This is a genomic window from Erythrobacter sp. JK5 (assembly GCF_018205975.1).
GTDB lineage: Bacteria > Pseudomonadota > Alphaproteobacteria > Sphingomonadales > Sphingomonadaceae > Erythrobacter.
The window spans coordinates 2,297,436-2,311,646 of the sequence record NZ_CP073577.1 but is presented as its reverse complement, the minus strand read 5'-3'; the positions used below and the strand labels follow the sequence as shown (position 1 = coordinate 2,311,646).

The following is a 14,211-nucleotide window of genomic DNA, read 5'->3' as shown; positions in this document are numbered from 1 at the left end:
GTGGGAAAATTCACCGGCAAAACCATCATTGTAACCGGATCGGGCAAGCAGAAGGGGCTCGGGCAAGGGATCTTGCGGGCATTCGCCGATGAAGGCGCAAACTGCATCGTTTCCGACCTGACGATCGATGCCGAAGCCGACACCGTCGCCGAAGACTTGCGTGGGCGCGGTGCCAAGGTTGCGACGGTTGCTTGCGATGTGTCGAGGGCCGATCAGTGCCAGGCGCTCGTCGCAGCGGCAAAGGAGCATTTCGGCGGCGTCGACGTGTTCGTCAACAACGCCGGGATCGGCTTCAAGATGAAGCCGCTGCTCGAGGTCGACACCGCCGACGAATGGGACCAGGTGATCGCGGTCAACCTTTCGGGCGCGTTCTACTGCACGCAGGCGGCGGCGCGCGCGATGGTTGAGGCGGGCAAGGGCGGACGGATCATCAACATCGCTTCGCAGGCCGCCAAGACCGGCTTTCCGCACCTGCCCGCCTATGTTTCCTCGAAACACGGCATGGTGGGGCTGACCCGCGCCTCGGCGGTGGAACTGGGCGCGCACGGGATCACGGTCAACGCGGTGTGCCCCAATCATGTCACCACCGGGCTGGGCGCCAAGCAGAACGAGTATTTCTCGAAGCTGCTCGGCTTCGGCACGGTGGAAGAATATCTCGCCAACATGAGCGCGAAAAACCCGATGGGCCGACCGGGCCTGCCGTCCGATACGGCGGCGGCGTGCCTGTGGCTGGCGAGCGACGAGGCCTTCTATGTTACCGGAGAGGCGCTCAACATTTCGGGCGGGGAGGAAATGCACTGATGCCGCTTACCGAGGAACGTATCGACTGGCCCGACAACGCCAGAATGGCTCTGTCGGTCGTCGTCAATGTCGAGGAAGGCAGCGAGATGACCATCGCGCGCGGCGATCGCGGGATGGAACCGGTCGACGAGTTGGGCGTGTTCGTGAAGTCCAAGATGCGCAATTACTCGAACGAATCCAACTACCTCTACGGTATCAAGGCCGGCGCGCCGCGGATCGTCAAGCTGCTCTGGCAATACGACATCACGGCCAGCTGGACCGTCGCGGCGTTGAGCCTCGAGAACCATCCCGAAATCGCCGAGGCGATCGTGGACCTCGGCCACGAGCCGGTGAGCCACGGCTGGCGCTGGGTGCACCAGTTCAAGATGGACGAGGACGAGGAGCGCGACTTTATCCGCAAGGCAGTGACCAGTATCGAGAAGACCTGCGGCGTGCGACCCTACGGCTGGCTCAGCCGCTACCTCCTCACCGACAACACCCGGCGGCTGCTGTCTGAGGAGGGCTTCACCTATCACATGGACGATTACAGCGGCGACGTGCCGTTCTGGGATCGGGGTACCGGTCCCGGCAAGCCCCCAAAGACAAGCCGATGTGCATCGTCCCCTACCAGCTCGACAACAACGACATGAAGATGTGGACCGATCCGGCGCTCACCCCGCATCAATGGCTCGATTATGCCAAGGCGAACTTCGATCAGGTCTATCGCGAGGGCGAGGAGGGTAACCCGAAGATGATGAGCCTCGGCCTGCATCTGCGGATCATCGGTCGGCCCGGACGGATCTGGGCGCTGGAGGAATTCTTCCGCCACGTCCGCCGGCACAAGGGCGTGTGGGTGACGACCCGCAAGGCGATCGCCGATCACTTCATCGCGACCCACCCGGCATGAACCTGCGGCTCGAGACCGAAGGCCGGATCGCGCAGCTGCTGATCGACCGCGCCGACAAGCGCAACGCCTTCGACATGGCGATGTGGGAAGCGCTGCCGGGCCTGCTCGACCAGGCGGCGCGCAACAGCGAACTGCGTCTGCTGGTGGTGCGTGCGGCGGTGAGCGGCCCGTTCTGCGCCGGGGCGGATATCAAGGAATTGCTGGCCAACAAGGACGATGCGGATTGGCGCGCCAGGAACCAGGCGGCAATCAACCGCGTGCAATACGAGCTTGCGCGCCATCCGTTGCCGACGCTGGCGTTCATCGAGGGTGACTGCATCGGCGGAGGCTGCGGGATCGCGCTCGCCTGCGACCTGCGGGTCGCGACCCCGGCGGCGCGGTTCGGGATCACCCCGGCCAAGCTCGGCCTCGTCTACCCGCTGCACGATGTGAAGCTGTTGACCGACCTCGTCGGGCCGGGGCAGGCCAGGCGCATTCTCTACACCGGCAACCTGATCGAGGCCGCCGAAGCGCAGCGGATCGGGCTGGTCGAAATGGTCGCCGACCATCCTGCCGAACTGGTCGACGCGATCCTCGCCGCCAGTCCGCATTCGATCCGCGAGACCAAGCGCTTCGTGCGCCGTGTGCTCGACGGTCAGACGGAGGACGACGCCGAGACCCTGCGGATCTTTGCCGAGGCGTTTACGGGCAAGGACTTCCTCGAAGGGACCCGCGCCTTCGTGGAAAAACGCAAACCGGAGTTCGGCAAATGACGATCCCCCACGGAACCATCTTGGGCGGGCTCTCTACCTTGCCCGATCTCGCGCAGGGGCTCGCCGCCTATCGCGATGTGCTCGGCCTCGAGCTGGTCGAGCAGGGCGAGCTGGCGCATGATCTCGCCGCAAGCTGGGATTGCCCCGCCAATGCCGGTTCGCCCTATGCGGTGCTGCGGCCCACAAGCGGCGCGCCGTGCTGGTTCCGGCTGGTTGAGCAGCCAGCGCATTCCGACTTTAAGCCGACCACCACCTATGGCTGGGCCGCGTTCGAGACCACGGTCGCGGATGTGTGGCATTGGCCCGAGGCGCTGCCTCCCGACCTGTTCGAGATCGTCGGTCCGCCCAAGGTGCTCGAGAACATCGAGCCCGCCTTTATCCCGATGCAGGCGCTGGGGCCGGGGCGCGAGATGATCTACCTCAACCAGGTGCTCGGCGACCTGCCCGATACCGATCTGCCGCGCGCCGGATCGCCGGTCGACCGGATCTTCATCGTCGTGCTGGCGACCCCGAGCCGCGAAGACAGCATCGCGTGGTATTGCGATCGGCTGGGGCTGGTACGCGGGGCCGACTACACGCTGCCCTACAGCATGATCAACGACGCGTTCGGCCTGCCGCCCGAGACGCAGACGACGATCACGATGGTCAGCCATGGCCGGATGCCGATCGTCGAGGTCGACGATTATCCGGAGAACGCATCCGCACGTGCGCGCCACGAGGGGATGCTGCCGCCGGGAAACGCGCTGGTCACGCTGGCGGTGCGCGATCTCGACGCGTGCGATGGGGATTGGCTGACACCACCCCAGGTTCACGGAGGCGTGCTCTACGAAGGCCGCCGCGCGGCCACGACAATCGGGGCTGGCGGCGAGCTGGTCGAATGCGTAGAGGTCGGCTGATGCCGCTCTATTGCTTCTATTGCCAGGACGGGGAACACGCGCCGAGGATGCGCGAGCGCCTGCTGGCCGAGCACCTCGCCCATATCGAGGCGCATATCGACGATTACGCGGTCGCCGGGCCGCTCAAGCGGGGCGACGAGACGATCGGTTCGCTGTTGGTGATCAAGGCCGACGACGAAGCCGAAGCGCGCGCCAAGTTCGAGGCCGACCCCTATTTCGATGCGGGCGTGTGGCAATCGATCCGCACCAGCGAATTCCTTGGCGTGGCGGGCGACTGGGTCGACGGCGCAGCGTGGAAGAAATAGCGCGCCCGCGCTAGTGCGCGCCGCGGTCCCAACCTCGTGAACTGAGAATCGATTCCGCGAAGTCGCCCGGTTCGGCTTCGAGGCTGGTCGCGAGCGTGTCGTTCCAGCGGTTGAGAAACCCGAACATCGCGATCACCGCCATGATCTCGACCTGCTCGCGCTCGTCGAAATGTGCCCGAAGACGTTCGAAATGGGCATCGGTGGCGGCATTGGGCTGTGCACCGGCGGCGAAGGCGAGCGAAAGCGCGGCGCGTTCGGCATCCGAAATCAGTTCCGAATTCTCGAAGTCGTAAAGCGCCTCCAGCTTGGCCGGGTCGATCCCCTGCTCGATCGCGCCGTGCCCGGTATGCGCCTGGCAATAGCGGCACCCGGCGGCAAGGCTCGCGGCGTGGCCGATCAGCCGTTTGAACCCGTTGTCGAGTCGGCTCTGGCCGTAAATCACGCTGACGAGGCCGCGAAACGCGTCGAGCAATTCGGGCCAGTGCGCCATCGTCAGCACCGAATTGGGGATATAGCCCATCATCCGGCGGGCAAACTCGGCGGCCTCTTTTCCGCCCAGCGCTTCGGCCGGGTCTTTCGGCGCGATCCGGGTCATTGCTCGAAGTCTTCGGCCGTCGCGTCGGGCGCAAGGTTGTCGATGTCGCGCCACAGCTTCCACATGCCGTCCTGCCATTTGTAGACCAGCAGCGATCGCCCCGCGACAACGACCGGGTCGCGCCCGGCGAAGGCGATGTCCATGCGATATCTGGCGGTGACGAAACCCAGCCCGTTCTCGACCAGCGCCTCTTCCGGCTCGAACCGGAACGACACCTCGGCGCCCGATTGCGACAGACGCTGGAGGAAGGCGAGGATCGCGTCGGCGCCTTCGATCTTCGGCTGGCCCTGCGTCATCAGCACCGCATCATCGGTGTAGAGCGTGCGCAACGTCTCCCACTCGCCGGCCTCGTAGAGTACCCGCCAGCGTTCGCCAGCCTCCACCAGCCCTTCCGCCGATTGCTCGTTGGTCGGGGTGGCAGCGAGCGGGGCTTCCATGGTGGTGCATGCGGTCAGCGCCAGTGCGGCGAGCGGGATCAGCAGTCTTTGCATGACAGGCTCCTCAGGGGATCAGGATTGTCGAACCGGTGGTCTTGCGCGCCGCGAGATCGCGGTGCGCCTGCGCGGCGTCGGTCAGGGCGTAGGTTTGGCCGATTTCTATTCGGACCTTGCCGCTGCCGATCATGTCCCACACGCGCGCCATCCCGGCGCCGCGTTCCTCGGGAGTCGCGTAATAGTGGAACAGGGTCGGGCGGGTGACGAACAGTGAGCCTTTCTGGGCGAGGATGCCGAGATTGACATTCTCGACCGGTCCGCTGGCATTGCCGTAGCTGACCAGCAGCCCGCGCGGGGCGAGACTGTCGAGCGACGCCAGGAAGGTATCCTTGCCGACCCCGTCGAATACCACCGGCACCCCGGCGCCGCCGGTGATCTCGCGCACTTGCGGCGCGATCTCTGTCTCGGTGTAGCGGATGACATGATCGCAGCCCGCCTCGCGTGCATGCTGCTCCTTGGCTTCGGTCGACACGGTTCCGATCACCTGCGCGCCGATCGCCTTGAGCCATTGCACCATGATCAGCCCGACGCCCCCGGCGGCGGCGTGGACCAGCACGGTGTCGCCCGGCTGCACGTCGGCGCAGCGATCGACGAGTCCCTCGACCGTCGCGGCCTTGAGGATCGCGGCGGCGGCGATTTCGTTCGTGATGGCGTCGGGAAGCCTGAACATTGCCGAGGCGGGCATGACCCGGTGGGTCGCATAGGCACCGAGCCCCGGCCCCATGTAAGCGACGCGATCGCCCACCGCGTAGTCGTGGACGTCTTCACCCAACGCGGCGATGGTTCCTGCCGCTTCGAGCCCGAGGCCGCTTGGCAGTTCGACCGGATAGAGCCCGGTGCGGTGATAGGTATCGATGAAGTTGAGGCCGATCGCGCTATGCTCGATCAACACTTCGCCGGGGCCGGGAGCGGGAATGCCGTCCTCGACCCAATCGATCACCTCGGGACCGCCATGCTGCGCGATTTGTGCGCGTGTCAGCGTCATTGCTCATCCTCCTCGATCCGGCTGCAACTGCCCTGCACCCAGCGCAGGTTGATCCCGATCAGCGCGGCATCGGGCGAGGCCCAGCTGTAGCTTTCGGCGCGCTCCGGATCCTGCTTGTGAACGTAAAGCACCAGCGAGGGGCGGTTGCGGCTGCCCCTGGCCCAGGTGACATTGCGCAGGCGGAACGTGACGTCGGGGGCTTCGCCCTTGCCGGGCACCCGCACGCGCCCGCCCTGGTCGAAGGTGTCGAGACCGTGCACGAAAGACCAGTCGTCGCTGCCATCGGGCTTGCCCGCAAACTTGCGGACCGAGATCCAGCAGGAGAACCGCTCGGCCTTGCGCAATTCGCTGTCGAACACCTGCCAGCCCGAACCCTCCCCTCGCCGCGAGAGGTTGGGGATCGGCGCGTCCGAGAATTCGCCTTGCGGTTGGCCGAACGCGTCGATGACGCGCCAGCTGCCATCCTCGGCAACCTCGTATCCGACCCACGCATGACGCTCGCGACCTTCCTCTTCGGCGAAATAGACGTCTTCGGTGTTGGTCCAGATGCCCGGCGGCAGGCTGTCCTGCGCGATAGCGGGTGCGGCGAAAGCGAGCAGGGCGAGCGCGACGGACCTGAGCGAAATGATCATCGCACTTGCGTAGACCACGCCCTCATGGTTGGAAAGATGTCCGGACAAATTCGGGAGGGCACAATGCGGCGTTGGATGGTCTTTGTGACTGGCATTCTGGTTGCGCTGGGCGGACCGGTTGCGGCGGACGAACCTCCGACCCCGCGCGACATCGTCGAACGGGGTGTCGCGGCGCATGGCGGCAACGTCTGGCTGGAGCCCGGCACACTGACCCTTTCGGGTGAAGCGACCTTCTTTGCGCCCGATGGCACCGCACCGCGCAGTCACGCCGATGACTACCGCATGTGGCGCGTGATGAACCCCGATCGCGATTCCGCCCACGGGGCCGAAGGGAAGGTGCGCATCACAGCGAAGGCGGGCGAGCGGATCCTCTTCGAAGTCGGATACGATGGCGAGACCACGTGGAACGAGCGCGGAATCGTGCCCAAGGCGGAGGCCGATGCGTTCTGGGCGAGCAATTTCGGCTTCGGGATCATCCGCTCCGCGCTCGGCGAAGGCTTCACGCTGGAAAGCGCGCCACCGCGCGAGATCGGCGGTCGTGCGGTCGATCTGGTCCGGGTGATCGACCCGCAGGGATCGGCGACTCTGTTCGGATTCGATGCGGAAAGCGGCTTCATCCGCTATCTGGCGTTCCGGTCCCCGCGCGGCTGGCACGAGCGGCTCTACGATGACTTCGTGAAGCTCGACAACGGCTGGGTCCAGGCGCGCTCGGTAACCCTGCTTTACGACGGGACCGTCAGCAACATAGTGCGGTGGACCGAAACCCGCGTCGGCGAACCGATCGACCCGGCGATCTTTGCTCCGCCTGTAGAGTAGCTCTCCTACTCCGCCGCTTCGGCGAGCCGAACCGTGTCGCCGTTCCATTCGGGCTGCTTGGGAGCGGGCAGACCGGTCTCCTCCTCGCAGCGTGCGCGCAGTTCCTCGATTCCGGGTCCATAGTCGAACAACGGCAGCTCGCCGCGTTTCGCCTTCATCTCGCCGCGCAGTGTGTCGGTGGCCGCGGTGTCCACCGTGCCCTCGGCATCGGCGACCACGCCGTAATCGCGCGCGCCTTCGGGTGTGACGAGGCCCTGCCGGATCTCGAGCGCGACGGTTTCGGGATCGCGCTCCAGCGGATCGCCCCAGCCGCCGCCACCCCAGGTGATGTAGTGCAGCAGGTCTCCCGCCTTGACCGGAACGTCCTCGATCTTGTTGCCGACGATCTTGGTCGAACCATCGGCGCGTTCGAGCACCTTCCTCGCGCGCTTGCCCGGATGCCCGCCATTGACGCCCCACGGCGGCACGAACCAGCGATCGTCGTGGATCGCGATTTCCCCATCGGCGAGGAAGCGGTAGGTCATGTGGATGCCGTTGCCCCCGCGATGCAGCCCCGCGCCGCCGCTGTCGGGTTCGGTCGAATAGCGCTCGATCCTGAGCGGGAAATAGCGTTCGAGGAACTCGTTGGGCACGTTGGTAAAGCCCGGCCATAGCGAATGCCCGTCCGGCCCGTCGCCCAGCGGCCTGCCGGGAATGCCGCCAAAGCCGATCTGGAACAGCTGGAACCATTCGCCCCCTTTGGCGGGCCGGTTGTCCCAGCCCGAATAGAACAGGTGCGGCGACGATGAGAACCCGGCGGCGTTGAGGAATTCGGGCGTGCCCTGGCCCAGCAATCCGCCAAGGATGTCGAAGATCCGGCCCAGCGCATGGGTGCGGCCCGACAGCGCGGCGGGGAACTGCGGCTTGAGCAGCGAGCCTTCGGGAATGCGGACTTCGATCAGGTCGTAGAACCCGTCGTTGAACAGGATCTGCGGGTCGAAGACCATGATCATGTAGATGCCGAAAAACATCTTGAACATGTTCTCGTTGAGGAAGAAATTGATCGAAGCGGCGCTCTGCGGGTCGGTGCCGTCGAAATCGAGGATCACGGTTTCGCCTTCGCGCCACATCGAGCACTTGATCTTGTACGGGCCGAAGCCCTTGCCGTCGTCGCAAACGAAATCCTCGAAGCTGACCGGGTTTTCGCCCACCGCCTGCAGCAGCAGCGCCTTCATTGCGCGGTGGTTGCGCGCGAGCAGTTCCTGCGTCGCCGAAACGTAGACGTCGTCGCCGAACCGCTCGGCCATCTCGATCACGCGGCGCGAAGCGACGCGGCAGCTGGCGATCAGCGCGTTGAGATCGGCCTGGCACCAGTCGGGCTTGCGCGTCTGGTGCATCACGAGCTTCATCAGGTCGTCGTTGTATTCGCCCCTTTTCCAGATCTTCACCGGCGGGATGCGCACCCCTTCCTCGAAGATGCTCGACGCACCGATCGGCATCGATCCGGGGACCGAGCCGCCGATATCGGACTGGTGCCCGAACATCGCGGTGTAGGCGATCAGGCGGCCGTCCTTGAACACCGGCAGCAGCACCAGCCAGTCGTTCGAATGGCTCACCGCGCCGTCGCAGGAATAGGGATCGGAGAGGAAGATCATGTCGCCATCTTCGATCGTTCCGTCGAACTGTTTCAGGAACCCGTCGATGAAGCTGCCGAACTGGCCGACGATCATCTTGCCCGCCGGATCGGCGATCAGCGGGAAGGCGTCGCCCTGTTCGCGGATGCCGGGCGACATCGCGGTGCGCACCAGCGTCGCGTCCATTTCGATCCGGGCGTTGCGCAGGGCGTTTTCGATGATGTCGAGCGTGACCGGATCGATCTCGATCGTCTCGAATGGGGTGTCGTTGGTCTGGACGATTTGTGCGGGCATGTCTCAGGCCTCCTGCACGAGATTGATGAGGATGTTGCCGACCCTGTCGACGCTCGCGGCGCAGCCACTTTCGACCAGCGTGGTCGAATCCATCTCGGTAATGATCGCGGGGCCGTGGATCGTGTCGCCCTGTCGCAGCCTGCTGCGGTCGTAGATCACCGCCGCTTGCTCGCGTCCGTCCATCCACAAGGTATGATCGCGGATCTTCGCGGCGGAGGGATCGCCGTCGCCTTCGGGCAGTTCGGCGGCGGGCAGCCCCGGCGCCTGGCCGAGTGCGACTGCGCGCAGGTTCACGATCTCGTGCGGCGTATCCATGTTAAAGGTGAACAGCCGCCGGTGCTCCTCGTCGAAGCGGGAGAGGATGCCTTCGATCCCGTCCCGGTCGAGTACTCCCGCGTCGATCGTGAGCGGCACTTCGAAAGCCTGCCCGGCATAGCGGATATCGACCTCGAACTGGCTGGTGATCTGGTCTTCGGGCACGCCATCGGCGAGCAGCTCGCCGCGCGTCTGCCCGGCCATCTCGTCGAGCACCGTGGTGAGATCGGCGACCGAGGTATCGCGCGCCAGCCGCGAGAAGCTGCGCGCGGTCTCGGTCCGCATCCGGGTGGTGGCATCGCCCAGCGCGCACAGCACGCCGGGCGAGACGGGTGAGACCGCAGGCCAGCTGCCCATCAGCTTTGCTACGGCATTGACGTGCAGCGGCCCCGCGCCGCCAAAGCCCATCAGTGCGAATTCGCGCGGGTCGTAGCCCTGCTGAACCGAGATCATCCGCAATGCGCCGAACATGTTCTCGTTGACGATGTCGATGATCCCGCGCGCGGCCTCCATCAGACCCACGCCGAGCGCGTCGGCCACGGTCTGCACGGCCTTTTTCGCGCCCTCGCGATCGAGGTGGAAGCTGCCGCCGAGCAGGTCTTCGGGCAGGTAGCCGAGCACGACATTCGCGTCGGTCACGGTCGGCAGCTCGCCGCCCTTGCCATAGGCGACCGGGCCGGGCACCGCGCCGGCGCTTTCCGGGCCGACGCGCAGCGCCTTGGTCAATTCGGGCACGTGCGCGATCGAACCGCCGCCCGCGCCCACGGTCTTCACGTCGAGCGCGGAGGCGCGCACCGAGAGGTGGCCGACTTCGGTGGTGCGCTGGCGGCGCGGTTCCAGCCGTTCGATCAGCGCGACATCGGTCGAGGTGCCGCCGACATCGAGCGTCAGGATGTTGGTGAGACCCGCATTCTTGGCCACCCACAGCGCGCCGGTCACCCCGCCAGCCGGGCCGGACATCAAGATGTTGACCGGATGCTCTTCCGCCTTCTGGCTGCTCATCAGCCCGCCATCCGAGCGCAGCAGCGACAGCCGCCCCTTCAGACCCTGCTCTTCAAGCTTTTCGCGCAGGCTGGACACGTATTTGCTGACCACCGGGCGGACGGCGGCGTTGGCGACAGTCGAGAGCGTTCGCTCGTATTCCTGCATTTCGGGCAGCACTTCATGGCTCAGCGAGACTGGCAGGCCGGGCAGCTCCTCGGCGACGATTTCGCCGATACGCTGCTCGTGCGCGCCATTGACGTAGGCGTTGATAAGACTGACCGTGACCGCCTCGACCCCGTTCGCCTTGAGCTTGCGCAGCGCAGCGCGGACTTCATCCTCGTCGAGCGGGGCGACTTCGTTGCCGTCGGCGTCCATCCGGCCGGGTACTTCGACCGTGTCTTCGAGATGCGCGAGCGGCTGCGGCTTGGGCCACACGATCCACGCCGCAAGCCCGCCGGGGACATAGCTGCGCGCGATCTGCATGATGTCGCGATAGCCCTGCGTGGTGACCAGCCCGACCTTGGCGCCCTTGCCTTCGAGCACGGCGTTGGTCGCGACCGTGGTGCCGTGCAGGAAATAGGCAATATCCTCCGCCGACACTCCGGCCTCCTCGGTGATTGCCTTCACCCCGTTGAGGATTCCCTCGGAGCTGTCGTGCGGGGTCGACGGGGTCTTGTGCCGCCAGAAGTTCCCGGTGTCCTCGTCGAAAAGCAGCAGGTCGGTGAACGTGCCGCCGACATCGACGCCCATTCTGTAGGTCATATGGTCTCCCAGCTCCTCAACCGGTTGTCGCTACGCGGCGCGCGCCACGCGCGATGGCAATTCGCGGCCCAGCTTTGCGGCAAAGCCGCGATTGGCGGCAATCACCGCTTCGAGATCGACTCCGGTTTCGATACCTGAACGCTCCATCATGTAGATCAGGTCCTCGGTCGCGATATTTCCCGTAGCTTTGGGTGCGAACGGACATCCGCCCAGCCCGCCAAGGCTCGCATCGAACGTGCGCACGCCCGCGCCATAGGCGGCCCAGGCATTGGCGATCCCCGTGCCGCGCGTGTCGTGAAAATGGCAGCGCATCGGAATGCGTCCGCCGAGCAATTCGCCGAGCCTGCCGAACAGCTCCTCGACCTGCGCGGGCACGCCGACGCCGATCGTGTCGGCGAGCGCGATTTCGGCGGGGTCTTCGGCCGCCATTTCCTCGGCGATGGCGAGCACGGTATCGGGCTTCACCTCGCCTTCGAACGGGCAGCCGAACGCGGCCGAGATCGTGACTTGCGCGCTCAATCCCTCGGCCTTGGCGAAGCGGAGCATGGCGCGGTTCTCGGCGATGCCCTCCGCGATGGTCTGGCCCTGGTTCTTCTGCCCGAAGGTGTCGCTGGCGACGAGCACGCAGCCCGCCTGATCGATACCGCGCTTCCCGTTGTCGCGGGTGGCCAACGCGCGCAGCACGCCGCGCTTGTTGAGCGTGAGGCCGATGTAGGTAACGTCGTCGCGATCGGGCAGGCCGGCGATCACATCCTCGGCATCGGCCATTTGCGGCACCCGGCCCGGATGCACGAAGCTTGCGACCTCGAGCCGTCGCGCGCCATAGCCGATCATGCGCTCGATCAGCGCGATCTTGTCGGCGCTCGGCACGATATCGGGCTCGTTCTGGAGCCCGTCGCGCGGGCCGACTTCGACCAGTTCGATGCTGTTGCGGGTCATGTCTGTCGGGCTCTCGAATCTTTCGAGGAATGAGCGCGTGATACGCAAATTGTATACAAATGCAAATCCAATGCGTATAGGCCCGGCGTCCCTTGCGGTCCTCTCTGCGGCGTTCAGCCCCTTCTGGGATGCTTTCAGCACCCCTTGGGCACGGCGGTGAGGATCTGGCGAATCGGAAAGGCTTCGACATGGCTCAGGGTGCGCTCGACGGATTGCGGCTCATCGAGATGGGGCAACTCATCGCCGGGCCGTTTTGCGGGCAGCTGATGGCGGATCACGGCGCGGAGGTGATCAAGATCGAGCCGCCCGGGATCGGCGATGCGATGCGCAATTGGGGGCAGGGCATCCCGCTGTGGTTCTCGGTGGTCGCGCGCAACAAGAAATCGATCACGCTCAACCTGCGCGAGAAGGAAGGCCAGGCGATCGCCAGGCAACTGGTCGCCAAGGCCGATTTCCTGCTCGAGAATTTTCGCCCCGGCACGCTCGAACGCTGGAATCTCGGCTGGGACGAACTGCACGCGCTCAACGAGGCGCTGATCATGATCCGCGTCTCGGGCTATGGCCAGACCGGCCCCTATTCGAGCCGTGCCGGTTATGGCGGGATCGGCGAGGCGATGGGCGGGATGCGCTATGTCGCCGGCGAGCCCGACCGCCCGCCGAGCCGCGCCGGGCTTTCGATCGGCGACAGCCTGGCGGCGACCTATGCCTGCCTCGGCGCCCTGATGGCGCTCGAGCATCGGCACAAGACCGGCAAGGGCCAGGTGGTCGATTCGGCGATCTACGAGGCGGTGCTGGCGATGATGGAATCGACTGTGCCCGAATACACCGTGACCGGGCACATCCGCGAGCGCACCGGCTCGATCCTGCCCAAGATCGCACCGTCCAACGTCTATCCCACCAGCGATGGCAGCGTGCTTGTCGCGGGCAACCAGGACAGCGTGTGGAAACGCATGGCGACGATGATGGGGATGCCCGAGCTGGGCGACGATCCGCGCTACAACAGCCACGTCGCGCGCGGCGAGCGCCAGGCCGAGCTGGATCAGTTGATCGGCGAGTGGACGAGCCAGCTGACCAGCAAACAAGTGCTTGATCTGTGTGAAGAACATGGCGTACCGGCGGGCAATATCTACCGCGCGCCGGAGATGCTCGAAGACCCGCATTTCGCTGCGCGCGAAGCGATCGTCGCGCTGCCGCATCCGCGCCACGAGAACTTCAGGATGCAGAACGTCGCGCCGAAACTGTCGGAGACACCGGGAGAGATCGAATGGGTCGGCCCCGAGCTCGGGCAGCACAACGAAGAAATCTACGGCGCGCTGCTGGGAATGGATTCGGCGCAGCGCTCCGACCTGGAACAGCGCGGCATTATCTGACGCCGGCTATTCCGCCGCCTGTGCCGGATCGTCGTTGGCGGCGCTCTCTGCCGCGTCGGCGAAGGTATGGAAAGCGCGGCGCAAGTGACTGCCCATGACGGCTTTGGCCCACCCCGGATCTCCCGCGCGAAAGGCCGCGATCAGCTCGTCGTGATCGCGCGCCGATTGCTTCAGGTCCTCCGTCGAGTAATGCCGCGCGGTGCGCAGCACCACCGGCGCTTCGACCAGCATCGCCAGCACCTGCGCAAGCCGCGGCGAATGCGCGGCGTCGGTGATGATCTGGTGAAACACGCGATTGGCATCGAGAAAGCGGTTGATGTCGGGCGGTGAGCGCTCGACGGCATCGTGAAGCTCGCGATTGACCGTTTCCAGCCGGTCGATTTCTGCCGGGCCGAGGCGCCGCGCCGCGCGTTCGGCGGCGTGCCCTTCGAGCATCTGCCGTAGCGTGAACATCTCGTCGATATCGTCGCGCGACCAGTCGGCGACGAAGATCCGCTTGGACGGGCTGCGCACCAGCAGCATTTCGCCTTCGAGCCGCCGCATCGCTTCGCGCACCGGGGTGCGGCTGACCCCGGCGATTTCGGACAATTGCTCTTCGGTCAGCTGGTCGCCGGGCCGCACGTTGCCGCCCAGCAGGAAGTCGCGAATGCGCGCATAGGCGGCGTCCGAGGCGCGCGTCACTGAAGGGTGCTCAAAGCGGGCTGAAGGGGGCCTGACCGGTCCGAACCGACGCCTGACCATTGCCGAGTGTCACCAGAAATCATCAATCCCA

Annotated in this window: 16 protein-coding genes; 8 read left to right on the top strand and 8 right to left on the bottom strand. The window is 65.6% G+C overall.

Annotated elements, in window-relative coordinates; all coding sequences use genetic code 11:
* From KDC96_RS11185 to KDC96_RS11165, 6 genes are read left to right on the top strand one after another with little or no spacing between them, the layout of a single operon-like run.
* Entirely contained in the window at positions 1 to 801 is an 801-nt protein-coding gene (locus KDC96_RS11185) for an SDR family NAD(P)-dependent oxidoreductase (RefSeq protein WP_212448510.1), read from the top strand.
* Entirely contained in the window at positions 801 to 1,430 is a 630-nt protein-coding gene (locus tag KDC96_RS11180) for a polysaccharide deacetylase family protein (protein WP_249171766.1), read from the top strand. Before KDC96_RS11185 ends, KDC96_RS11180 begins: the two co-directional genes overlap by 1 nt.
* Complete coding sequence (locus KDC96_RS16455) at positions 1,391 to 1,687, top strand: hypothetical protein (RefSeq protein WP_249171765.1); 297 nt, start codon at positions 1,391 to 1,393, stop codon at positions 1,685 to 1,687. Before KDC96_RS11180 ends, KDC96_RS16455 begins: the two co-directional genes overlap by 40 nt.
* The gene (locus KDC96_RS11175) at positions 1,684 to 2,439 is read left to right on the top strand and encodes an enoyl-CoA hydratase/isomerase family protein (protein ID WP_212448509.1); all 756 of its coding nucleotides are present in this window, start codon (positions 1,684 to 1,686) and stop codon (positions 2,437 to 2,439) included. The genes KDC96_RS16455 and KDC96_RS11175 overlap by 4 nt, the downstream gene beginning before the upstream one ends.
* Entirely contained in the window at positions 2,436 to 3,335 is a 900-nt protein-coding gene (locus KDC96_RS11170; RefSeq protein ID WP_212448508.1) for a hypothetical protein, read from the top strand. Before KDC96_RS11175 ends, KDC96_RS11170 begins: the two co-directional genes overlap by 4 nt.
* Complete coding sequence (locus KDC96_RS11165; protein ID WP_212448507.1) at positions 3,335 to 3,640, top strand: YciI family protein; 306 nt, start codon at positions 3,335 to 3,337, stop codon at positions 3,638 to 3,640. Before KDC96_RS11170 ends, KDC96_RS11165 begins: the two co-directional genes overlap by 1 nt.
* Before the next feature lie 10 nt (positions 3,641 to 3,650).
* Here the strand turns inward: KDC96_RS11165 and KDC96_RS11160 are convergent, their stop codons facing one another.
* Genes KDC96_RS11160 through KDC96_RS11145 form a run of 4 tightly spaced genes read right to left on the bottom strand, consistent with a single transcriptional unit; the run spans position 3,651 to position 6,364 of the window.
* On the bottom strand, positions 3,651 to 4,235 hold the full coding sequence (locus KDC96_RS11160) for a carboxymuconolactone decarboxylase family protein (RefSeq protein WP_212448506.1): 585 nt from the start codon (positions 4,233 to 4,235) through the stop codon (positions 3,651 to 3,653).
* The gene (locus tag KDC96_RS11155; RefSeq protein ID WP_212448505.1) at positions 4,232 to 4,726 is read right to left on the bottom strand and encodes a DUF4440 domain-containing protein; all 495 of its coding nucleotides are present in this window, start codon (positions 4,724 to 4,726) and stop codon (positions 4,232 to 4,234) included. Before KDC96_RS11155 ends, KDC96_RS11160 begins: the two co-directional genes overlap by 4 nt.
* A gap of 10 nt (positions 4,727 to 4,736) precedes the next feature.
* Positions 4,737 to 5,714, bottom strand: coding sequence for a quinone oxidoreductase (locus tag KDC96_RS11150; protein ID WP_212448504.1), 978 nt, complete (start codon positions 5,712 to 5,714; stop codon positions 4,737 to 4,739).
* Entirely contained in the window at positions 5,711 to 6,364 is a 654-nt protein-coding gene (locus KDC96_RS11145; RefSeq protein ID WP_212448503.1) for a hypothetical protein, read from the bottom strand. The genes KDC96_RS11150 and KDC96_RS11145 overlap by 4 nt, the downstream gene beginning before the upstream one ends.
* Positions 6,365 to 6,421: 57 nt before the next feature.
* On the opposite strand from KDC96_RS11145, the gene KDC96_RS11140 reads away from it, so the two are divergent.
* Positions 6,422 to 7,162 carry a hypothetical protein gene (locus tag KDC96_RS11140; RefSeq protein ID WP_212448502.1) on the top strand — a complete coding sequence of 247 codons (741 nt, stop codon included), beginning with the start codon at positions 6,422 to 6,424 and terminating at the stop codon, positions 7,160 to 7,162.
* Between the two features lie 5 nt (positions 7,163 to 7,167).
* Here KDC96_RS11140 and KDC96_RS11135 read toward each other — a convergent pair whose 3' ends face one another.
* From KDC96_RS11135 to KDC96_RS11125, 3 genes are read right to left on the bottom strand one after another with little or no spacing between them, the layout of a single operon-like run.
* Positions 7,168 to 9,069 carry a hydantoinase B/oxoprolinase family protein gene (locus KDC96_RS11135; RefSeq protein WP_212448501.1) on the bottom strand — a complete coding sequence of 634 codons (1,902 nt, stop codon included), beginning with the start codon at positions 9,067 to 9,069 and terminating at the stop codon, positions 7,168 to 7,170.
* Between the two features lie 3 nt (positions 9,070 to 9,072).
* Positions 9,073 to 11,130: a hydantoinase/oxoprolinase family protein gene (locus KDC96_RS11130; protein ID WP_212448500.1), complete on the bottom strand. Its 2,058-nt coding sequence runs from the start codon at positions 11,128 to 11,130 to the stop codon at positions 9,073 to 9,075.
* 30 nt (positions 11,131 to 11,160) lie between these two features.
* Positions 11,161 to 12,069, bottom strand: coding sequence for a hydroxymethylglutaryl-CoA lyase (locus KDC96_RS11125; protein WP_212448499.1), 909 nt, complete (start codon positions 12,067 to 12,069; stop codon positions 11,161 to 11,163).
* Positions 12,070 to 12,257: 188 nt separating this feature from the next.
* Here KDC96_RS11125 and KDC96_RS11120 point away from each other — a divergent pair, with 188 nt between their 5' ends.
* On the top strand, positions 12,258 to 13,439 hold the full coding sequence (locus KDC96_RS11120) for a CaiB/BaiF CoA-transferase family protein (RefSeq protein WP_212448498.1): 1,182 nt from the start codon (positions 12,258 to 12,260) through the stop codon (positions 13,437 to 13,439).
* Between the two features lie 6 nt (positions 13,440 to 13,445).
* Here KDC96_RS11120 and KDC96_RS11115 read toward each other — a convergent pair whose 3' ends face one another.
* Complete coding sequence (locus KDC96_RS11115) at positions 13,446 to 14,120, bottom strand: GntR family transcriptional regulator (protein ID WP_212448497.1); 675 nt, start codon at positions 14,118 to 14,120, stop codon at positions 13,446 to 13,448.
* Positions 14,121 to 14,211: the final 91 nt, after the last annotated feature.